Raw genomic sequence first — 21821 nt, forward strand, 5'->3', positions numbered from 1 at the left:
GCCCGCCTATCCTGATAAAATACCAGTATTCGCCAGCGCAAAGAAGCCAACCGGAGTTAGACCATGCAGATTTACGGCTTACCCGCACTCGAGACGAATTATTTCTGGTTATTGCAGCCGGACTCAGCGCAGCCCGAGGCCTATATTTTTGACCCGGGCGACGCTCAGCCGGTGTTGCGCGCCCTTGAGCAATATAGGCTAACACTTGCCGGCATCGTACTCACCCACCACCACTGGGATCATACCGACGGTATCGACGAGCTGCTCGAGCACAACCAGGTGCCGGTTTACGGCCCCGACAACGAGCGAATCGCGCACATCAGTCACCCTCTGGCCGATGGCGACGAGCTGCAGCTGGGCGAGACTTGCTGGCAGGTTATGACAACCCCGGGACACACCCTCGACCACATCGTTTACTATCGGGCCGATGCCGAGCCCGACGGCGTACTTATCGCGGGCGACACCTTGTTTGCCGGCGGCTGTGGCCGTATGTTTGAGGGGACGCCAGAGGTGTTTCTGCGCTCTTTAACCAAGTTAGCGCAGCTGCCGGCGCACACTGTACTTTATTGCTCACACGAGTATACGCTGGCCAACCTAGCCTTCGCCCAGGCGGTCGAGCCAAACAATCAAGCCATTGCCCGGCGGCTTGCCGCAGAGCGCGCCAAGCGGGGCCAAGGCCGGCCTACACTGCCCAGCAACATCGCCCTGGAGCTCGCCACAAACCCGTTTTTGCGCTGTACCGAACCCGAGATTATCGCTAATGCCGCCGCTTATTCCGGTGGCCAGCTGCACTCGGCCGAAGAGGTCTTTGCCACCTTAAGGCAATGGAAAAACGAGTTCCCCGGCAATTGACCAGTGCCACGCAAACCCATAGAATCGGCTGAATTTCGCGTGAATAATAGGCTAAAGCCAAGCGTGACCCGTTAACGCGCAACCACTCAGGTGCAACGCGCAACCAGCAAAGTGACGCAATGACCGCAGTATCTCGTACCACCCTAATTTGTTTGTTTTCAGTAATATTAAATGGATGTAGCGGCCTTTTCGCCGAAAAAGACGACTTTCAGGAACCGATCGGCGCCGCTGAAAATACCCCCACCGATACCCAGCCTGTTGCGGTGAGCGCGCCTCCCATCGCCTCGCCCAAGCCGGAGCCGGCCGAGCTGACACTAATCGAGCGGATGCGCTCGGGCTTTGCTATATCCGATCTGGATCACAAAAAAGTTGAGCAATACGAACAGTGGTACGCCAAACACCCTGAATACATCGACCGGGTCTTCGAGCGCGGCCAGCGCTATTTGTTTTACATCGTCCAGCGCCTGGAAGAAGAGGGGCTGCCGCTGGAGATCGCCCTGATGCCCGTTGTCGAGAGCGCCTTTGACCCCTTTGCCTACTCCCACGCTACCGCCGCCGGTATGTGGCAATTTATGTCCGGCACGGCTGGCGATTACGGGATTAAAGAAAACTGGTGGTACGACGGCCGGCGCGATGTCATTGCCTCGACCAATGGCGCCATTAACTATCTAAAACGCCTACACACACTGTTTAATGGCGACTGGCTGCTCGCACTAGCGGCTTACAACACAGGCCAGGGACGTTTAATGCGCTCCATTAAAGCCAATGAGCGAGCGGGCAAGCCAACCGACTTTTGGTCGCTTAAATTGCCCCGCGAGACCCAGGCCTATGTGCCGCAGCTGCTGGCGCTTTCCCACGTAGTCGCCGAACCGGACAAATTTAAAGTGACGCTGCCGGAAATCCCCAACGCCCCCTATTTTGTCGCCATCGATATAGGTTCTCAGCTAGATCTGGCGCAAGCCGCCGAGCTGGCGGGCATCACCATGGAAGAGCTCTACTTGCTCAACCCGGGCTTTAATCGCTGGGCTACCGACCCGGCAGGCCCCCACCGCCTGCTGATTCCCAGCGGGCATGCCGAAGCGTTTAGCGCCGCACTGGCGGGCATAGACCCTTCGCAACGCATTAGCTGGGATAGGTATAAAATTCGCTCGGGCGATAGCTTAATTCGCATTGCCAAAAACCATAACACCAGCGTCGATGCCCTTAAAAGCGCCAATCAATTAACGTCATCGCGTATTCGTGCCGGCGATGTACTCCTGATACCTAGCGCCAGCGCTGGTGCGGAACACTACAAGCTCAGCGCTAATCAGCGCCGCATAAGCACTCAGAGCCGCTCTAAAGGTCGCAGCGAAGACAGCAAAATTTCATACACAGTACGCAAAGGCGATAGCTTTTGGCGCATCGCCAACAAGCATCAGGTTAGTGTCAGCTCGCTGGCGCGCTGGAACGGTATGTCACCGCGCGACACCATTAAGCCCGGGCAAAAGTTAGTGGTATGGAGTAACAACGTAAAAGACAACACCGGAGATAGCGATGCCGTGGTACGAAAGCTGTCTTATAAAGTGAGGTCAGGCGACTCTTTGGCCAGAATCGCCAGCCGCTTCAATGTCAGCATTAACGACATAACCCGCTGGAACAAAGTCTCCAGCCGCAATTACATTCACCCGGGCCAGCAGCTCACCTTATTTGTGGATGTTACAAAGGCTCGTTAGCCGCCGCTAACAGTGCTTTTGAATACGGGTGTTGCGGGCGTTCAAAGAGCGTCTCGGCAGCGCCCTGCTCCACCACCTTACCGTCTTTCATGATCATAATACGATGGCTCATGGAACGCACCACGCTTAGATCATGACTGATAAACAAATAAGATAACCCATAGTCACGCTGCAACCGGCGCAACAAGTCGACGATATCTTTTTGCACAGAACGATCGAGCGCCGAAGTGGGCTCATCAAGCACCAATAATCGCGGCTTAAGGATCAGTGCCCGGGCTATCGCAACTCTCTGGCGCTGACCACCGGAAAACTCATTGGGGTAACGGTGGCGCAACGCCGGGTCTAGCTGCACTTCATTCATGGCCTCGATAACCCGCGCCTCCAGAGCCTGCTTATCGAGGTTTTCATGCACCTGCAGCCCCTCAGCAATGATCTGCATAACCGACATACGAGGGCTTAAGCTGGCAAACGGATCCTGAAAAATCATCTGCACGTGGCGTCGCAATGGTTTTATTTGCTTCGCGCTTAGCTGCAACAGGTTGTGTGCTGTCAGCTCACCCGCAAGGGTAAACCGAACCTCACCACGGCTTGGAATTAACTGTAAAATAGAGCGCCCCAACGTCGTTTTGCCCGAGCCACTTTCACCGACAATCCCCAAGGTTTCCCCCTCGGCCAAGCTAAAGCTAATATCGTCAACCGCTTTGACATAATTGTTAACCCGCCGAAACAAGCCAGAGCTCACGCCAAACCAGGTACGCAAACCGGTGACACTCAAGAGCGGCTTAGACTGCGTCAAAGGTGGCGGTGGCGCACCTGGTTCGGCCGCCAAAAGCGCCCGGGCGTAATCGGTTTTAGGGTGATCAAACACATCGCCGGTAGGGCCCTGCTCTAAAATTTCACCGCGGCGCATAATCATCACCCGGTCAGCAAGCTTGCGCACAATGCCAAGGTCGTGAGTAATAAACAGCACCGACATCCCCAGCTCACGCTGCAAACGTTTCAGCAGTTTTAAGATTTGTGACTGTACCGTCACATCCAGTGCTGTGGTCGGTTCGTCGGCAATAAGTACAGCCGGCTCGTTAATCAACGCCATTGCAATCATGACACGCTGCCGCTCCCCCCCACTTAGCTCGTGGGGCAATGCGTTAAGCCGGCTCTCAGCATGACGAATTTCAACCCGCTGCAGCCACTCGATCACTAGAGGCCGGGCCTTCTCTCGACTCATTCCTTTGTGTAGATACAAAGACTCTGCCAGTTGCTTTTCAATACTTTGCAGTGGGTTTAGGCTCGTCATCGGCTCCTGAAAAATCATCCCGATAGAGCCACCGCGAATACGTGATAAATGCCGTTCATCGGCGCGCAGCAAATCGTTATCGGCAAACAATATACGCCCCGAGCTGTAATCGACCGCACTGGGGTTGAGTAATCGCAAAATTGACTGTGCCGTCACCGACTTACCCGAGCCACTCTCCCCCACCAGCGCCAACACCTCACCGTCTTGCAGCGCAAAGCTAACGTTGCGCACTGCAGGCTCGGAGGCCGAGCGAAACGTTAGCGTAAGGTTCTCAACACGAATTAAATCATTAGGCGCGGATTGGCTCATAAATACTCTAACGCGTTCGGTTGGGGTCAACGGCATCTCGCACCGCTTCGCCAACAAACACCAGCAAAGTTAATAACAATGACAACACCACAAAAACCGACAGACCAATCCAGGGAGCGTGCAGGTTGTTCTTTCCCTGACTGACCATCTCGCCCAGCGAGGCAGAGCCCGGCGGCAAGCCAAACCCCAAAAAGTCTAATGCGGTTAAACTTGTTACGCCGCCCACCAGCAGGAATGGAATAAAGGTAATGGTGGCAACCATAGCGTTAGGCAACAGATGGCGCCACATAATGGCGGCATTCGAGACCCCCATCGAGCGAGCCGCCAATACGTACTCAAAATTTCTCGCACGCAAAAATTCGGCGCGCACTACGCCCACCAGCGACATCCAGCCAAAAATCAATAAGATCCCGAGTAAAATCCAAAAGCTTGGCGGCACCATACTGGCAATAATAATCAGCACAAATAGTGTTGGAATGCTCGACCAAACCTCAAGAAACCGCTGTCCAATCAAATCAACTTTACCGCCATAAAACCCCTGAGCGGCTCCCACCGCAACACCAACCACAGAAGTCGCCAACGTTAAAAACAAACCAAACAGTACCGAGATACGAAACCCATAGATTAGCCGGGCTAGAATATCCCGCCCTAAATCGTCAGTACCCAGCCAGTTTTCGGCGCTGGGCGGACTGGGCGCAGGGGTTGGCAAATTGTAATTAATGGCACGATAATCAAAGTGAATAGGCGGCCATAACATCCAGCCATCAGCGTTAATAAGATCGGCGATATACTCATCGCGATAGTCCGCCGCCACATCAAAATCACCGCCAAAGTCGAGCTCTGAGTACTCTTTGACGATGGGAAAATACCACTGCCCATCTTTTACCACAACAATCGGAACATTGTTTGCCACAAGCTCAGCAAACAAGCTGACACTAAACAGCACGAGAAAAATCCACAAGCTATAATAGCCACGCCGGTTATTTTTAAATCGCCGCCAGCGCTCTTGATTCATTGGGCTCAAGCTCATTACCAGACTCACCTAACGCGACTCAAAATCGATACGGGGGTCAACCCAGGTATAAGCCAAATCACTGACAATACCGATTAGCAACCCCAACAAGCTAAAGATATACAAAGTGCCAAACATAACCGGATAGTCACGCTGCAAAGTTGACTCAAAGCCAAGCAGGCCCAGCCCTTCAAGTGAGAAAATCACTTCAATCAGTAACGAGCCGGTAAAAAACATACTGATGAATGTTGCCGGAAACCCGGCAATAATAATCAGCATGGCGTTGCGAAACACATGCTTGTATAAAATGCGCCGCTCACCCGCGCCCTTGGCCCGGGCGGTGATCACATATTGCTTATTAATTTCATCCAGAAAGGAGTTTTTGGTAAGCATTGTCAGGGTGGCAAAACCGCCCACTACCAGTGCCAATATCGGCAGAGCCAAATGCCAAAAGTAATCCGCTATCTTTTCGTACCACGACAACTCAGAAAAATTACCCGACACTAAACCACGCAACGGAAACCAATCCAGATAGGAGCCGCCGGCAAAAACAATAATCAACAATATAGCAAACAAAAACCCCGGAATGGCATTGCCAATCACCACAACCCAACTAGTCCACACGTCAAAGGGCTGATGATGCTTAATCGCCTTGCGAATACCCAGGGGGATGGACACAAAGTAAATGATTAACGTGCTCCATAAGCCCAAAGAGATGGATACAGGTAGCCGCTCTACAATCAACCCCAAAACGGTATTGGCTTTAAACAAGCTATCCCCGAAATCGAAGGTTAGGTAATCACCCAGCATGGTGAAATAACGCTCAAGCAGAGGCTTATCAAAGCCAAACTGCTTTTCAATTTCAGCCACAACTTCTGGGTCAAGCCCCCGAGAACTGCGAGAGCCTTGCTCCTGTTGCGCCAAACCGCCGGTATCAGAATCCCCCTGACTGCCCGAAATACGCTCCAGGCTAGCCCCACCCATCCCCAGCATATTGGCGATAGCCTGATCCACCGGGCCACCGGGGGCGGCCTGAATAATAAAAAAATTAAGGGTAATAATCGCCAGTAACGTTGGTATGACCAACAGCAACCGACGTACAACATAAGCACCCAAATCTAACGACCTCTAGTGAACGCGTTAATTTGGCTTCTTGCCTAACGACTTTGCCTTGTTGGCGTCATACCACCAGCTATCCAGGCCAATAGCGTACTTAGGCCGAACATCCGGCCGTGAGAATTTGTTCCAGTAAGCAATGCGAAAACTCTTTGAATGCCACTGAGGAATTACATAGAAATTCCAAAGCGCCACCCGGTCAAATGCATGCCCTAAAGCCAATAGGCGCTCTTCATCACCCTGTGACTGAGCAATTTGATCAAGCAACTCATCGATCACAGGGTTACTAACACCCGCCTGATTGTAAGTTGAATCAATAAAATCTGAATGCCAGGCAAACTTCATATTGGCCGACGGATATGGTACTGCACTATAGCCTTGAGGGGTCATATCAAAGTCCCGTGAACGCAGCCGATTAAGGTATTGCGTAGAGTCAACCATGCGAATGTCAACCTGGATACCTACACGCTCAAGATTGCGTTTAAACGGCAGCACCACTCGCTCCATAGTCGGGGAGTAAAGTAGCATCTCAAAAGCAAAGGGCTCACCAGAGTTACTGTTGACCAAGGTCTTGTCTTTTAGCTCCCAGCCAGCTTCTTTAAGTAAGCGTAAAGCCTGACGCATCTCATTACGAATATTACCATCGCCGCCGGTTGTGTTGGGGCGCCATACTTCACCGAACACCTCCGCAGGCAATTGATCCTTAAAGGGCGATAAAATTTCTAGCTCTAACCCTTCGGGCTTGCCTTGGGCTTTGTATGGAGTGTTTTCAAAGTAGCTAGTATTGCGTGAATAGGACGAGTAAAACAAATTTTTGTTAAGCCACTCAAAGTCCAGCAAATAGTTTAATGCCTCACGCACCCGGCGATCTTTAAACAACTCTTTATTTGTATTGAAGACAAACGCCTGCATGGGCTGTGGTATTTCGTGCTGCAACTCTTCCTTTACAAGATCGCCACTCTTAACCGCAGGCACGTCGTAGCTTTCGGCCCATTGTTTGGCAATATTTTCTCGTCTAAAGTCATATTCACCCGCCTTCAAAGCTTCCAGCGCTACGGTATCATCACGATAATAGTCATATCGTATGCGCTTGAAATTTAACAAGCCCTTTCGCGAAGGCAAATTACGAGCCCAATAGTCTTCAATTACTTCATAAGCCGTAAACTGCCCCATTTTATAATCGACGACTTTATAAGCACCACTGCCAAGAGGGGGCTCTGCCAGAGGCTCCGAAAGATCTCGCTCAGCCCAGTACTGCTGTGGCAATATAGTCAAACTGGCTAAGCTCGATACGTAATCTCGGTTACTTTGATTAAAGGTAAAGGTCACCTTTAACGGGGATATCGCTTTTACACTTTCGACATCTTTGTAATAGCTTTTAAACTGAGAAACCCCCTGCTCTTTAAACTTGTTAAAGCTAAACACGACATCTTCAGCCGTGATTGCACTCCCGTCTTGAAAACGCGCATCTGGATTCACATTAAAGGACACCCAAGTATAATCTTCCGGGTACTCAATCGACTCGGCTATCAGTGGGTATACAACGCCAAGTTCATCATCGCTGGCAACCATCAGGGTATCGTAAAAAGCTTCACTGTTAACATCGGCATCACCCCGGGGCGCATAGCGATTAAAACTATCGTATGTGCCGATGGTCGACAGCACCAGCTCGCCCCCTTTGGGGGCGTCGGGGTTTACATACTCAAAGTGCGTAAAATCAGCGCTGTATTTAGGCTCACCATGCTCGGCAAACGCGTGGGATGTAATCACTTTTACAGCGTCCGGCGATTCGACGGCAAATACAGTGCTCGCCAATAAACTAAAAGTAAGCGAGACAAGCACGCTGACAGGGGATTTCATTCTCACATCTCCACATCGATAATTGATTAAAACTCAACCTGATCATACCTGAGCATAATATCACCGCTTGATAAACCGCGATGTCGATATTTTATGGGTAGCTGGCGCAAGCTCAGACAACAGATTGCGTACTTTGTTAGAGGCCACATTGGCGGCTAACTGAGGGCATATAACGGTTGAGTGTAGCGATGTGGTGGCTGGCTGACAATAGTAAGCAAGCTTTGTAGGCGGTGCTAAATCGGCCGTAAAACACAGACAGTAAGCAAGGTAAATGCTACTATTAACTCAATGGTATCCCTGAGACCGGATGTAAAACCTAGGCTATCGCGCTGTTTAACGTGAAAGCCCTACGCAGCGCACCATAAAAAGACAAGACATGACGGCCAACCTCTTAACCGAAGATCAGCGTGACTGCCTACAGGAAATAGCCAATGTCGCTATGGGGCAGTCGGCCGACCACCTGGCGCGCTTACTGGGTGTTTTTGTTGTACTGTCTATTCCAACGGTCAGCCTGCTAACACCCAACGATATTGCCATGACACTGCAGTCTTTGCAGCATGAGGGCGACGATGATCAGGAGCTCGCGGGCGTCTGTCAGGGGTTTATCGGTGGCGGCATCGCCGGCGAGGCCCTGCTGATTTTTAACGGAACAGACTATCGCGATCTTGCCACGCTGCTGCGCTACGACGCCAGTGCCGGGGCCAGCGCACGCAGCGAGCTTTTAATGGACACAACCAATGTTCTGGGGGGTGCCTGCCTCCACGGTATCGCGCGTCAGCTGGACACCCACTTCAGCCTGGGGCCCCCTACCTTGCTGGGTGAACACTTTAACATAACCGAGACACTGCAAAAGCGCGAGATCAACTGGCAAAACGCCCTCGTTATCGAGATTAACTACACCATTGAAGATCACAAAGTAAACTGCGACTTATTACTGGTGATCAGTGAAAACTGCATCGACGGGTTGCTGGAAAAACTCAACTACCTGATTGACTAGGCCACGACAGGCGAATTATGACGGACACAACCGACGATTTGAGCCACTTTCTCAAGGATGTGCACTGGCTACTCGATATCCTGCAGAATATCGACGTAGGCCTGGTCGTGCTCGACGCTAAGTTTCATGTGGCGCTGTGGAATCAGTTTATGCAAAACCATAGCGGCAAAGCGCCCGAGCACGTTTTAGGTTGTAGCCTGTTTTCAATATTCCCCGAGCTATCTGAGGACTGGTTTCGGCGCAAAGCCGAGCCTGTGTTTGTGCTCCAAAGCGCCACCTTTACCACGTGGGAGCAGCGCCCTCACCTGTTTCGCTTTCCCCATTACCGCCCCATCACCGGCAGCGCCGGCCATATGTACCAAAACACCACGATTATCCCTTTGCTGGATACCCACGGCGAGGTAGAGCATATCTGCCTGATTGTTTACGACGTAACCGACACGGCGATGAACAAGCTGGCGCAAATCAATGCCCATAATCGCCTGCAAGACTTAAGTCGCGTCGATCACCTAACCTCGCTGTACAACCGAGGCCACTGGGAACACTGCTTAGCCCAGGAGTACAAGCGCTTTGATCGCTACCAGATTCCCTGCACGCTGGTGTTATTTGATATTGACCATTTTAAGGTGGTTAACGATACCTACGGCCATACCGTGGGAGATGAGGTAATAAGGTGTGTCAGTAAGTGCCTGCGGGCACAACTGCGCGAAACAGACATTGCCGGACGCTACGGCGGAGAAGAATTTGGCGTAATTTTAACCAACACGAGCAATAAAGGCGCACTGGAGTTTGCCGAACGGCTGCGTCATTCGGTGGCAGCACAACTGATCACCACCTCCACCACGGACGTTAACATTACCATCAGTCTCGGGGTTCAGCAGCTTAACGACAACATAAACTCCACACAGCAATGGATAGAGGGAGCGGATAAAGCCCTTTATTACTGCAAAGAACACGGCCGAAACCGCTCACACGTCAACGAGCCCTAAAAAATAGCAAAAAAAGCCGGCCTATTGGGGCCGGCTTTTTTTATTCTTGAGGCCGCAATTAACGCTCAATATCGGCCGTCTCTTCCAGATATTGCTGGTAGGAGGCAAAGTCTGCACCGCCCAGCATATTAGCCAAACCTTCAATCAACGCCGGCTTTTCAACCTCAGGAAGCTCTTGCTCTGGCGTATTAACCGCGCTTAACTCAAGCACGGTGTACTCACCATTGGCACCAAACCCATCAACAGTGGTGCCCTGATCGGCTGGCCGCGCCATGCTAAATGCAAACTCAACGACGGCTCGCGGTTGCTCCATGTTGCTGCGCTCCACAGCCTCCAAAGAGGTCACTTCCAGGCCTTCCGACTCGGCCAGCTCGGCAAAGCTCGCTCCCGCTTCCAGACGCTGCTGCAGGGCCTCGCCTTTTTCGGCTAGCTGACTAGCGGCCTTCTGTTCGCGCAGCGTGGTGGTAATTTCCTCGCTCACCTCAGCCATAGGCCGCACAAAACTTGGCTCGTGGGCAATTTTTTTAACCACGACCACGCGATCGGGAGCAAGCTCAATAACCTCACTGGCGTTGCCATGGGTTAACACCTCCTCACCAAACGCCGCTTTTGCCACCTCGGGAAACGCGCTAATACCGCTGCCACCACTGCGCGCAAAGGGCTCGCTCTGAGCCACGCTAAGATTTAACTGCTGTGCGACGTTCGCCAGGCTCTCGGCGTTATAAGACAAGTCTTCAAGCTCACTTAACAGCTCGATAAAGCGCGCTTCGGCTGCAGCGCGCTTAGCCTGCTTGGCCAACTGATCGCGCTGCTCGGCAAAACTGGTAGGCTCGCCACCGGTCTCATCCAGCAACTTAATAAAGTGCGTGCCCGCCTCGGTTTCTACCGGTGCCGACACCTCACCCACACTCAAGTTAGCCAGGGCGTCTTCAAACTCCTCAGGAAAGGCATCGCCGGTAGAGATACCCAAATCGCCGCCAGAGTCTTTTGAACCCAGATCATCAGAGTACTCGGCCGCCAATTCAGAGAACTCAGCGCCGCTGTCCATTTTTGCCTGAATCTCGGCAATCAGTTCATCGCTTGGCTCCTCCAGCAGAATGTGAGCGGCGTGCCGCTCTACAGAGGGGGCAAAGTCTTCGATATTTTCTTCGTATTGCTGACGCAGGGCAGCCTCGTCAATCTGCTCTTGTTCCGCCAGCTGGGTAACACTGAGGTCGATATATTCTACCGTCACCATCTCGGGCACGGTAAAACGCTCACTGTTTTGCTGGTAAAACTGCTCAAGCTCGCTATCGCTTACGCTGATCGACTCCATCAGTTTTTCAGCACTTAAGGTTGCAAAACTAAAATCACGCGTCTGGAAGTTGAGGTTAACAAGATGCTGCAACTCTGCCTCGGTGACAAAATTACTGTCCGACACCCCACTCGCCAACTGATTAACCGTAAGGTCACGGGTTAATTCACGCTTATAAGAAGCTGGCGTGTAAGCAAGCATGCGTAGCGACTGCTGATAGCGCGCGGGATCAAACTCTCCCTCTAGGTTCTGAAAAGCAGGAATCGAGGTGATAACCCCGTTTAGCCGCGCATCCGAAACCGTCATACCGGCCTCTTCCGCCGCCTGTGTCAACAAAGTGCGGCGAATCAGGTTTTCAATAGCAGGCTCACGCAGGTTTTCATTGCTAAGAAAGTCCTCAGGAACAGAGTCGCCAAAACGGCTGCGTAACTGCTGCTTTTGCTGCTCGATAGCGCGGGAAACTTCAGTCTCACTAATATCCTGGCCGTTAATGGTTAACACTGTTGGCGTGGTATTGCCTGACGAAAACAGCGCCTCTGCCCCGGAAAGAGCAAAGATAATCACCAATAAACCAACTAAAATTCCGGCGACAACTCCCTTCGAGTTATCACGCATTGTTTGTAACATGTCCAGCTCCTGAACAGGGGGCAGTTTAAATATCTGTACACAAAAAAGGCGCATCCTGGATGCGCCTTTTAAGCATTAATGCTTATTTTAAAACACTAACTTGGCTTCGATTAAACCAACAACTGAGCTTAATTGACAGCGTCTTTCAGAGCTTTACCGGCTTTAAAGCTAGGCACTTTAGCGGCGGCAATCTGAATTTCAGCACCGGTCTGTGGATTACGACCGGTACGCGCGGCACGATCTTTTACAGAAAAGGTACCAAACCCTACCAGCACAACCTGATCACCTTTTTTCAGTGAGTCGGTAACGCCATCAACAACGGCATCCAGTGCACGGCCTGCTGCAGCTTTAGAGATATCCGCAGATGCGGCGATGGCTTCGATCAGCTCAGTTTTATTCACGTTAAACCCCTTTAATAAATTTCCAGAACTAGCGTTTATAGTTGTGCAGTGCTTTTTGATAATGGCACCAATTGACTCTCGGCACTCAGTCTTGCACCACCATCTGTGTTGAATTGCGATTTATACCAAGTGGCTTCGGTCGGGTCAAGGCTGGTCTGCGACAATCGCTGTAACTATCGCAGTTTTGCCTGCTATTTGAGCAAAAGGGCCATCACAGCCCTGTGCTAACGGCCCGGCGAAACACTTCTGGTTACTCAAAGTAACAGGCAGTTTTATCACCGCAACGGCCTAATGGGTATTAATTCGATTGCCATTTTCGGACTGCTCGGCCTTCTGCTCCAGCGCCCGATACTCCTCATCACTTAAAGGGGTCGGCGTATGCTGCAAAGCAACTTCCAGCACCTCATCGATCCACTTAACGGGCATGATATTTAAGTCGGCTTTAATATTATCCGGTATCTCTTTCAGGTCACGCTCGTTGTCGGCCGGAATCACAACGGTTTTTATCCCCCCGCGATGGGCCGCCAGCAGTTTCTCTTTTAACCCGCCAATACGCAGCACCTCGCCCCGCAAGGTGATCTCGCCGGTCATAGCCACATCGGCTTTAACCGGTATCGAGGTCAACACCGACACCAATGCCGTACACATCCCCACCCCGGCACTCGGACCATCTTTGGGTGTGGCACCCTCTGGCACGTGAATATGAATATCCATTTTTTCATGGTAATCAGGTGCCACGCCGAGCACTTGCGCCCGCGATCTAACAACGGTTAAGGCCGCCTGGATAGACTCCTGCATAACATCACCCAAAGAGCCCGTTTTAATCACTCGCCCCTTGCCTTTTACCGCAGTCGACTCGATGGTCAACAGCTCGCCGCCCACCTGGGTCCAGGCTAAGCCGGTTACCTCCCCGATCTGATCGTCGTCCTCGGCACGGCCAAAGTCAAATTTACGCACACCCAGCAAGTCCTCCAGAGCATCCACCGAGATGGTGTCTTCTTGCTTACTGGCGGCACGCACATGGCGCGTTACCACTTTGCGGGCCAGCTTGGCGATTTCGCGATCCAGCCCCCGCACACCGGCCTCTCGGGTGTAGTAGCGGATAATGTCGCGAATCACGTCATCATCGACAGACATCTCGCCCTCTTTGAGGCCGTTGGCTTTTATTTGTTTAGGGATCAGGTACTTTTTAGCAATATTCAGTTTTTCGTCTTCGGTATAACCCGGTATCCGAATCACCTCCATCCGATCCAGCAGTGGGCCGGGAATATTCATCGAGTTAGAGGTGCAGACAAACATAACATCTGAAAGGTCGTAATCGACCTCTAAGTAGTGATCGTTAAAGTGACTGTTCTGCTCCGGGTCCAGCACCTCTAACAGAGCAGAGGCCGGATCACCACGATTGTCCATACCCATTTTGTCGATTTCATCGAGCAAAAACAGTGGGTTTTTAACACCCGCCTTGGCCATTTTCTGCACTAACTTACCGGGTAACGAGCCTATATAGGTGCGCCGGTGGCCGCGAATTTCAGCCTCGTCACGCACCCCGCCCAGCGCCATTCGCACAAATTTGCGGTTAGTCGCTCGCGCGATGGACTCACCCAGCGAGGTTTTACCCACACCCGGAGGGCCCACCAAACACAAGATGGGGCCTTTGATTTTCTTCACCCGCTTTTGTACCGCAAGGTATTCCAGAATACGCTCTTTAACCTCTTCAAGACCGTGATGATCTTTTTCTAGCACGGCCTCGGCCCGAGCCAGATCGTGGCGTACTTTACTGCGCTTTTTCCAGGGTACCTTGATCATCCAATCGATATAGGCGCGCAATACCGACGCCTCGGCCGACATCGGGGACATCATTTTCAGCTTGCCGAGCTCAGCGCGGGTTTTCTCCTGCGCTTCGTCCGACATACCGCTATCGGCGATCTTTTGCTCGAGCTCGTCAACTTCGTTGACCTCTTCACCCATATCACCCAGCTCTTTCTGAATCGCTTTCATCTGCTCATTCAGGTAGTACTCGCGCTGGCTCTTTTCCATTTGCTTTTTGACGCGGCCGCGAATTTTTTTCTCGACCTGCAGTAAATCGATTTGCCCATCCATCAACTGCACCAGGCGCTCGATTCGTTCGCGCACACCCGACAGCTCCAGCACTGCTTGCTTTTGCTCAAGCTCAAGCGCCATATGCGCCGCAACCGTATCAGCAAAGCGACTGGGGTCATCGATACCACTTAGTGAACTCATCACCTCAGAGGAAACTTTGCGCGACAAACTGACGTACTGCTCAAAGTGATCCCGCGCTGTTTTTATCAGCGCTTCGGCGTCCTCGGAGCTGAGTGATTGCTCGGCAAAAAGGCTAACCGCCACACGATAATGCCCATCCTCTTCTTCGGCGCTATCAATGGAAACGCGCTCACCACCCTCCACCAGCACTTTTACCGTGCCATCGGGTAGCTTTAGCAGTTGCAGGATTGTGGCGAGCGTGCCCACCTGATACAGATCTGAGGGTGTAGGGTCATCATTGTCAGGGCTTTTTTGCGCCACCAGGACGATCTGTTTGTCAGCTCGCATGGCACTTTCTAACGCTTCGATCGACTTTTGCCGACCCACAAACAGAGGGATCACCATGTGCGGGTAAACTACGACATCGCGCAGCGGCAACAAGGGTAAATCGGAGTGCTTGGATACTTGCTCATTCTGGTCCATAGAGACCCCCTAATGGTCTGAATACAACGGGCTTAATAAGCCTTACACCTTAAGATTGGGGTCGGGATGGCCGAATTGCAAGACACAGAGGGATAAAAACGCAAACAGGGTACTAAAAGTACCCTGTTTGCGTAGTTTTACAGCAGTTTAGCTGGTATTTAGTCTTCTTTTGCGACCTTACTAGGTGCCGGCTCTTGATTCTCGTACACCAGTAAGGGCTCGGACTCTCCCTTAATGACGCTTTCATCAACAACCACTTTCTTGACGTTTTCTTCTGAGGGGATACGGTACATGGTATCCAGCAGTACCGACTCCATAATAGAGCGTAAGCCGCGTGCACCGGTTTTACGGTCCATCGCCTTTTGGGCCACCGCCTCAAGCGCATCGCGACGGAAGTCCAACTCGACATCTTCCATCTCAAACAGACGTTGATACTGTTTGGTTAAGGCGTTTTTAGGGGCTGCCAATATCTCTACCAAAGCTTCACTGTCCAGCTCATCGAGAGTCGCAATAACCGGCAAGCGGCCGACAAACTCGGGGATAAGTCCGTAGCGCACAAGATCTTCCGGCTCCAGCTCATGCAAGGTGTCACCAAAACTCTTGTCGTCGTTCTTACTTTTAACTTCGGCGCCAAAACCGATACCGCCTCGCTCCGAGCGATCGCGAATCACTTTATCCAGACCGGCAAACGCACCGCCACAGATAAACAGAATATTGCCGGTATCAACCTGCAAAAACTCCTGCTGTGGGTGTTTACGCCCCCCCTGAGGAGGAACCGACGCCACAGTACCTTCAATCAACTTAAGCAGCGCTTGCTGGACACCCTCGCCGGACACGTCACGAGTAATCGACGGGTTGTCTGATTTACGCGAGATTTTGTCGATTTCATCGATGTAGACAATGCCCTGCTGGGCTTTCTCTACGTCGTAATCGCACTTTTGCAGCAGCTTCTGGATGATGTTTTCAACATCTTCACCGACATAACCCGCCTCGGTAAGCGTTGTTGCATCGGCAATGGTAAAGGGCACATTCAGCAGGCGAGCCAGCGTCTCGGCTAGCAGTGTCTTACCGCTACCGGTGGGGCCAACCAGCAGGATATTACTTTTACCCAGCTCGACAGCGTCTTTGTCTTTACCCTTGGCACCACCTACGCGTAAACGCTTGTAGTGGTTGTAAACAGCAACGGCCAGAACCTTTTTGGCGCGCTGCTGGCCAATAACATACTGATCCAGAATACCGGATATCTCAGCGGGCTTGGGCAGCTTCTCAGATTGCCCTTCCGTCGCGGTCTCTTGGATTTCTTCGCGAATGATGTCGTTACAAAGATCGACACACTCGTCACATATAAACACAGACGGCCCCGCAATTAGCTTGCGAACCTCGTGCTGGCTCTTACCGCAAAACGAGCAATACAAAAGTTTGCCGTTTTTATCGCCGCTATCACCGGTGTGATCGGTCATTAAACCACTCCCATTCTTAACCTATGGGGTAAAGATGCAGTCTTTACCCTAAATTTTCAAGCCCCGGCGGTAAATTCAACCCAACCGCGGCTCCAGTGTTCTACCGGTATAAGTTACGCTTCAACCCGTGACGAGACCACCGAGTCAACTAAACCGTACTCTTTTGCCTCATCGGCCGACATAAACTTGTCACGCTCGGTATCCAGCTCAATCTGCTCCAGTGTTTGTCCGGTATGATTGGCCAGAATTTCGTTCAGGCGCTTACGGATTTTCAGGATCTCTTGCGCGTGAATATGAATATCCGATGCCTGACCTTGCGCGCCGCCACTGGGCTGATGAATCATAACCCGGGAATTAGGCAGGCAGTGGCGCTTACCTTTGGCGCCAGAGGCCAACAAAAAGGCCCCCATAGAGCACGCCTGGCCCATACACATGGTGCTAACGTCAGGCTTAATAAACTGCATGGTGTCGTAAATCGACATGCCTGCAGTGACCGAGCCACCGGGAGAGTTAATATACAAGTGGATGTCTTTATCGGGGTTTTCAGCCTCAAGAAACAGTAGCTGAGCACAAACCAGATTGGCCATGTAATCTTCTACCTGACCGGTAAGAAAGATCACACGCTCTTTTAATAGACGTGAATATATATCGTAAGAACGCTCTCCCCGGGCGGTCTGCTCGACAACCATTGGCACCAAGCCACTGGCGGTGATCTCTTGCGTATTACGATCTGATTGCTGGTAGGACATTGCGCTTCATACCTTCTTCTGAAAATGTCACAAATGCGGCGCTAAGCCGCCATTAAACCGATATAGTGGGAGCTTAACCTGTGACGGAGCTGTTTGCCAGCGCCGTAAGAGAAAAGGAAGGGAGAGTGGCCGCGAAACGAACGTTTCGCGGCATTTTTGTCCAAAAAGCGTTATTTTTCAGCTTTTGGCTGCATGATCTCGTCATAGGTAGAAGTGGTTTCGGTCACTTCTGCCTGCTCAAGAATATGCTCAACAACTTGATCTTCAAGTACGGCAGACTCGACGCCGGCCAACATTTGACGCTGGCTGTAGTAGTAGTCAATCACTTCCTGTGGCTCTTCGTAGGTGCTGGCAATTTCTTCTACCATGCTACGAACCGCTTTGGCATCAGGCTTAATGTTGGCAGACTTTACAACCTCACCGACGATCAAACCAAGCGCTACGCGGCGCTTTGCCTCTTCTTCAAACATGCTGTCCGGCAACATTGATTTTGCATCAAAGCCTTTGGGCTGTTGACCAAAACGCTGCATCATTTGATTGCGCAGCACATCAATTTCATTGCCAACCAGAGCTTTAGGCAACTCTACTTCATGGCTTTCGATCAACTGATCCATTACCTGAGATTTTACTTTGGCCTTAAGCGCGTTCTTTAGCTCGCGCTGCATATTGGCTTTTACTTCCTTCTGGAACGCCTTAATGCCACCCTTCTCTAAACCAAAGTTTTGGAAGAAGGCTTTTTTCAGCTCTGGCAAGGTTTGCTCAGCAACGCTATTCACCTTAATGGCAAACTCGACCTCAGCACCTTTTAAGTCTTCCGACTGGTAATCTTCCGGGAAGGTAACCTTGATGGTTTTTTCGTCGCCGGCTTTCATGCCAACAATGCCATCTTCAAAACCCGGAATCATTGAGTTAGAGCCCAACACCAGGTTGTGACCTTCGGCTTTACCGCCCTCAAACTCTTCACCGTCTTTAGTGCCGGTAAAATCAATATTAACCTGATCGCCATCGGCGCTGGCACGATCGACAACTTCGTAAGTTGCCTGATGCTTGCGCAGGGTTTCGATCATGTTATCGATGTCTTCGTCGGTAATCTCGGCCGACTCACGGGTCACTTTAAAGCCAGAAATGTCGCCCAGAGCGACTTCCGGGTACACCTCAAAAGTGGCAACAAACTCCAGATCTTTGCCTTCACCCATTTCTTTTGGCTGGATGCTAGGCTGACCGGCAGGCTTCACGTCTTCTTTTTGCGCAGCTTCATAGAAAGAGCGGCTGATAACCTCGCCCACAACTTCCTGGCGAACACCGGCACCGTAGCGCTGCTTAACGATCTTCATAGGGACTTTACCCTTACGGAAACCGTTGATGCGAATGTTTTTAGCGGCGTCTTTCAGACGCTTCTCAATTTCGCCCTCTACGGTATCAGCGGGTACGCCGATCGTCAGGCGACGCTCTAAGCCAGAAGTCGTTTCGATTGAAACCTGCATATTTTCCTCGTGAAATAACGTCGATGTCTCTCACATCGGTTAAATAACACCGCCTTACTGGCCGGTGCAATTCTCTTTCATTGTTTGGTGCGGTCGGAGAGACTCGAACTCTCACACCTTGCGGCACCAGAACCTAAATCTGGCGTGTCTACCAATTTCACCACGACCGCTTCGCCCAATGGCGCATATCGCAATCTCTCAAAAGCTAGCGTAAGCCTTTGATTTCTCACCAAAAAACTAAATAAGTAATCGGTCAGTTGCGAGAAGGGTGCTGATTTTGCCACAGTCCTTAGCGAGGTTCAACAAGCGAATTCAATCAATTACAAGGTTTTGGCTTTGCCAGCAGCGCCACGGCCCCGGATTCAAGGCGAATTGAGACATCTTTAGCGGTGTTGGCCGGGATTAAAATCGCCTGCTCGGCCCCCAACAAACGCTGATCGATCGCCTGCTCACCGGCGATAGCCATAATCAGCTGATAACAATCGCTACCGGCCAGCGAGTACTCCCCTGAGCGCAACGCCCTTAAGCGCCACACCTCAAAATCGTCAAAATCGACAATCTGCTCTCGTACTATTGCCCCCTGCTCCGCTCCCTGCACAACAATTTCTGGCTGCGGTGGGCAATCCACTTCGATTTTCGCCAGCGCCGCATCCGTGTCCCACTCCGACTGGGTTAATACCTTTTGCGCGAACGCCAGAATTTTGCGCTCATACACCGGGGTCTGAAACTCCACGGTACGCACCCCGTGCAATAACGAGTGAGGCGTATAACAGGGCACCTTAACCACATCGCCCACACGCAGCGGCAACACCTGAGCAAAGCGATCCATATTGTGACGCCGCCGCTGTTCCTCTTGCTGCAACGCCTTATCAACGTGGCGCAACCAATAGCGTACTTGAGACGGGCTCGCCGGCGCGTTGACATCCAGCCCCTCGGCCTGTTTGATAACGTCGAGCCGCTCGTCAATTTGGCGCCGAACCTGCTCGTAATGAGCAACCGCCTCACGGTAAGCTCGTTTAAAACTATCATCATCGGGATACTCTGCACGCTTTGCCGGGCAAAAACCAAACCGTATACCGCCCACCCCATCGGGCCAGGCGGTGGTGTCCACATGGGTTACCACGTACACCTCTTGTTTACGCTCGTGCATCTCAAAGTACAGGTCGCCAAACACTTCGTCCGGCAGAGGGTCGAGAATTTTTAGCAGCGTCAGCGCTTCGGGCCGGCCGGCGCTAAAGCGATCTGGCAGCAGCGATAACAACCAAGGCAATGGTGTGCTTAACTCGGCATTACCCACTCCTGCCTGCCCGCGCACCTCAATACCGGTATACCAAAGCTCCCGCCCCCAGGGTTTGGGGATAGCCACCGGCACCAGAGCGACGCCGCGAGACAAGTCCAACACCGGGGCGCCGAGTGTTTGTGCAAGATGTGCAAGCTTGACCTCTGCAGACCAACCTTTAACAACCCGCAGGGTCTCGTCGGTCGCCTCACAGATTATGCACTGAAGCTCATCAGCCGTACCGCCTACAACAGCCAGCAAGGATAAGGTTTTTGCCTCGGGCAAGTAATAAGCATGGTGCTCAAACTGCAGCGCCAGCAGTTGGTTAGTGGCTGGCAGCAGTGGGCACTCGCTTAAAAAGGCATCGAGATTTACAGCGGAGTTGATATTCAAAGCGCGACACTCTCCCAGACGGCTTGTTGGTGCAAGCGGCGCATTCTAACAGACTGAGTCGGGTACAGAGCCGGCAACATCAAACCCGCTCGATAATCGTCGCAATCCCCTGCCCCAACCCGATACACATGGTAGCCAAGCCCACACGGGCATCACGAGCCTCTAGCACACTGAGCAGAGAGCCCGTAATCCGGGTGCCAGAGCAACCAAAGGGGTGGCCCAGTGCGATTGCCCCGCCGTGCACATTCACGCACTCATCCATGCGCGGGAGTAAATCCAAATCTTTAAGCACTGGCAAAGCCTGCGCGGCAAAAGCCTCGTTTAGCTCAACATAATCGATATCGGCCATAGTTAAGCCCGCCGCTTTTAGGGCCTTTTGGCTGGCGGGCACCGGGCCGTAACCCATAACTGAGGGATCAACCCCAGCCAGCGCTTGCGACAAAATACGCGCTCGCGGGGTTAGCCCGAGGCTGGCGGCGCGCTCGGCAGACATAACCAGCATTGCCGAGGCCCCATCGGATAGCTGCGACGAGCTGCCGGCAGTAACCTTGCCGTTAACCGGGTCAAACACCGGCCTCAGTGCTGCCAGCCCCTCGAGTGTTGTTTCGGCCCGAATCGTCTCATCCTCGGCAACCATTGTTGGGCCGCCAGAGGGCGTATGTCCGGCAACCGGAATAATCTCCCGACGAAAAGCACCATTTTTGCGGGCCAAGTCGGCCAACTGATGCGAGCGCAGTGAAAACGCATCCATTGCCTCACGGCTAATATCGTGCAGGCCGGCCAGGTACTCGGCGGTCAACCCCATATTGCCGGCGGCTTTGGCGACACTTAACCCCAACAAAGGGTTGGGGTCCATCGCCTCGTACATCGGCAAATGGCCTAAGTGCTCTACCCCGCCAACCAGGTACACATCACCTAACCCAGCCCGAATATTGGCGCTGGCACTGTGCAAAGCCGCCATCGATGAGCCACACAAACGGTTGACGGTCTGGGCGGGTATCGAATGATCGAGTCCGGCCAACAGCACGATATAGCGGGCGATATTAAATGCCTGCTCCTCGCGCTGCAGAACACATCCCCAGATTAAATCGTCTATTTGCGCCGGGTCGAAACCTGGGTTGCGATCGAGCAAGCCACGCACCAGCGCCGCCGAGATATCATCAGCGCGGGAGTGGCGAAAACATCCCTCCTTAGAGCGCCCCATCGCCGTGCGGGCAAAATCAACGATAACCGGGTCTCGCGGCTGTAAATTTGTAGCAGACTGTGACTGTGGCAACACCGTGAGCCTCC

General features: G+C 52.2%; 16 protein-coding genes and 1 tRNA gene. 4 read left to right on the top strand and 13 right to left on the bottom strand.

The features are described from left to right. Nucleotides 1–63: 63 nt before the first annotated feature. On the top strand, nt 64–852 hold the full coding sequence (gene gloB, locus AAC019_RS02045; RefSeq protein ID WP_339896896.1) for a hydroxyacylglutathione hydrolase: 789 nt from the start codon (nt 64–66) through the stop codon (nt 850–852). Nucleotides 853–971: 119 nt separating this feature from the next. Then, complete coding sequence (locus AAC019_RS02050) at nt 972–2564, top strand: LysM peptidoglycan-binding domain-containing protein (protein ID WP_339896897.1); 1593 nt, start codon at nt 972–974, stop codon at nt 2562–2564. Here the strand turns inward: AAC019_RS02050 and AAC019_RS02055 are convergent. The 4 genes from AAC019_RS02055 to AAC019_RS02070 are packed head-to-tail and all read right to left on the bottom strand — an operon-like array spanning nt 2548 to nt 8155. Beyond that, nucleotides 2548–4167 carry a dipeptide ABC transporter ATP-binding protein gene (locus tag AAC019_RS02055; protein WP_339896898.1) on the bottom strand — a complete coding sequence of 540 codons (1620 nt, stop codon included), beginning with the start codon at nt 4165–4167 and terminating at the stop codon, nt 2548–2550. The two genes, AAC019_RS02050 and AAC019_RS02055, sit on opposite strands and share 17 nt — an antisense overlap. A 7-nt stretch (nt 4168–4174) precedes the next feature. Continuing rightward, on the bottom strand, nt 4175–5197 hold the full coding sequence (locus AAC019_RS02060; RefSeq protein ID WP_339896899.1) for an ABC transporter permease: 1023 nt from the start codon (nt 5195–5197) through the stop codon (nt 4175–4177). Nucleotides 5198–5209: 12 nt separating this feature from the next. Next, a complete protein-coding gene (locus AAC019_RS02065) occupies nt 5210–6295 on the bottom strand; it encodes a microcin C ABC transporter permease YejB (protein ID WP_339896900.1) in 1086 nt (361 codons plus the stop codon). A gap of 24 nt (nt 6296–6319) precedes the next feature. Continuing rightward, the gene (locus AAC019_RS02070) at nt 6320–8155 is read right to left on the bottom strand and encodes an extracellular solute-binding protein (protein ID WP_339896901.1); all 1836 of its coding nucleotides are present in this window, start codon (nt 8153–8155) and stop codon (nt 6320–6322) included. Between the two features lie 376 nt (nt 8156–8531). Here AAC019_RS02070 and AAC019_RS02075 point away from each other — a divergent pair, with 376 nt between their 5' ends. Together AAC019_RS02075 and AAC019_RS02080 are read left to right on the top strand one after the other, a co-directional pair. After that, nucleotides 8532–9152 carry a histidine kinase gene (locus AAC019_RS02075; RefSeq protein WP_339896902.1) on the top strand — a complete coding sequence of 207 codons (621 nt, stop codon included), beginning with the start codon at nt 8532–8534 and terminating at the stop codon, nt 9150–9152. A 17-nt stretch (nt 9153–9169) separates the two neighbouring features. Then, on the top strand, nt 9170–10141 hold the full coding sequence (locus AAC019_RS02080) for a diguanylate cyclase (RefSeq protein WP_339896903.1): 972 nt from the start codon (nt 9170–9172) through the stop codon (nt 10139–10141). 58 nt (nt 10142–10199) lie between these two features. Here AAC019_RS02080 and AAC019_RS02085 read toward each other — a convergent pair whose 3' ends face one another. The 9 genes from AAC019_RS02085 to fadA form a co-directional block, all read right to left on the bottom strand. Beyond that, entirely contained in the window at nt 10200–12062 is a 1863-nt protein-coding gene (locus AAC019_RS02085) for a SurA N-terminal domain-containing protein (protein WP_339896904.1), read from the bottom strand. 128 nt (nt 12063–12190) lie between these two features. Continuing rightward, nucleotides 12191–12463: a nucleoid-associated protein HU-beta gene (gene hupB / locus AAC019_RS02090; RefSeq protein WP_339615156.1), complete on the bottom strand. Its 273-nt coding sequence runs from the start codon at nt 12461–12463 to the stop codon at nt 12191–12193. 288 nt (nt 12464–12751) lie between these two features. Continuing rightward, nucleotides 12752–15166, bottom strand: coding sequence for an endopeptidase La (gene lon / locus AAC019_RS02095; protein ID WP_339896905.1), 2415 nt, complete (start codon nt 15164–15166; stop codon nt 12752–12754). A 158-nt stretch (nt 15167–15324) separates the two neighbouring features. Next, complete coding sequence (gene clpX, locus AAC019_RS02100) at nt 15325–16626, bottom strand: ATP-dependent Clp protease ATP-binding subunit ClpX (RefSeq protein WP_339896906.1); 1302 nt, start codon at nt 16624–16626, stop codon at nt 15325–15327. 113 nt (nt 16627–16739) lie between these two features. Beyond that, nucleotides 16740–17375, bottom strand: coding sequence for an ATP-dependent Clp endopeptidase proteolytic subunit ClpP (gene clpP, locus AAC019_RS02105; protein ID WP_339896907.1), 636 nt, complete (start codon nt 17373–17375; stop codon nt 16740–16742). Nucleotides 17376–17545: 170 nt separating this feature from the next. Further along, nucleotides 17546–18859 carry a trigger factor gene (tig, locus tag AAC019_RS02110; RefSeq protein ID WP_339896908.1) on the bottom strand — a complete coding sequence of 438 codons (1314 nt, stop codon included), beginning with the start codon at nt 18857–18859 and terminating at the stop codon, nt 17546–17548. Between the two features lie 85 nt (nt 18860–18944). Further along, nucleotides 18945–19029: transfer RNA gene (locus tag AAC019_RS02115), tRNA-Leu, on the bottom strand. Between the two features lie 146 nt (nt 19030–19175). Beyond that, the gene (locus AAC019_RS02120) at nt 19176–20531 is read right to left on the bottom strand and encodes a hypothetical protein (protein ID WP_339896909.1); all 1356 of its coding nucleotides are present in this window, start codon (nt 20529–20531) and stop codon (nt 19176–19178) included. Nucleotides 20532–20610: 79 nt separating this feature from the next. After that, nucleotides 20611–21810 carry an acetyl-CoA C-acyltransferase FadA gene (gene fadA, locus AAC019_RS02125; protein WP_339896910.1) on the bottom strand — a complete coding sequence of 400 codons (1200 nt, stop codon included), beginning with the start codon at nt 21808–21810 and terminating at the stop codon, nt 20611–20613. Between the last annotated feature and the right edge of the window lie 11 nt (nt 21811–21821).

The organism is uncultured Gilvimarinus sp. (assembly GCF_963975215.1).
GTDB lineage: Bacteria > Pseudomonadota > Gammaproteobacteria > Pseudomonadales > Cellvibrionaceae > Gilvimarinus.

Bases quoted from the DNA above. Each gene is read 5' to 3' on its own strand.
- gloB (WP_339896896.1), top strand. From the start codon at position 64: ATGCAGATTTACGGCTTACCCGCACTCGAGACGAATTATTTCTGGTTA.
- AAC019_RS02050 (WP_339896897.1), top strand. From the start codon at position 972: ATGACCGCAGTATCTCGTACCACCCTAATTTGTTTGTTTTCAGTAATA.
- AAC019_RS02055 (WP_339896898.1), bottom strand. From the start codon at position 4,167: ATGAGCCAATCCGCGCCTAATGATTTAATTCGTGTTGAGAACCTTACG.
- AAC019_RS02060 (WP_339896899.1), bottom strand. From the start codon at position 5,197: ATGAGCTTGAGCCCAATGAATCAAGAGCGCTGGCGGCGATTTAAAAAT.
- AAC019_RS02070 (WP_339896901.1), bottom strand. From the start codon at position 8,155: ATGAAATCCCCTGTCAGCGTGCTTGTCTCGCTTACTTTTAGTTTATTG.
- AAC019_RS02075 (WP_339896902.1), top strand. From the start codon at position 8,532: ATGACGGCCAACCTCTTAACCGAAGATCAGCGTGACTGCCTACAGGAA.
- AAC019_RS02080 (WP_339896903.1), top strand. From the start codon at position 9,170: ATGACGGACACAACCGACGATTTGAGCCACTTTCTCAAGGATGTGCAC.
- AAC019_RS02085 (WP_339896904.1), bottom strand. From the start codon at position 12,062: ATGTTACAAACAATGCGTGATAACTCGAAGGGAGTTGTCGCCGGAATT.
- lon (WP_339896905.1), bottom strand. From the start codon at position 15,166: ATGGACCAGAATGAGCAAGTATCCAAGCACTCCGATTTACCCTTGTTG.
- clpX (WP_339896906.1), bottom strand. From the start codon at position 16,626: ATGACCGATCACACCGGTGATAGCGGCGATAAAAACGGCAAACTTTTG.
- clpP (WP_339896907.1), bottom strand. From the start codon at position 17,375: ATGTCCTACCAGCAATCAGATCGTAATACGCAAGAGATCACCGCCAGT.
- tig (WP_339896908.1), bottom strand. From the start codon at position 18,859: ATGCAGGTTTCAATCGAAACGACTTCTGGCTTAGAGCGTCGCCTGACG.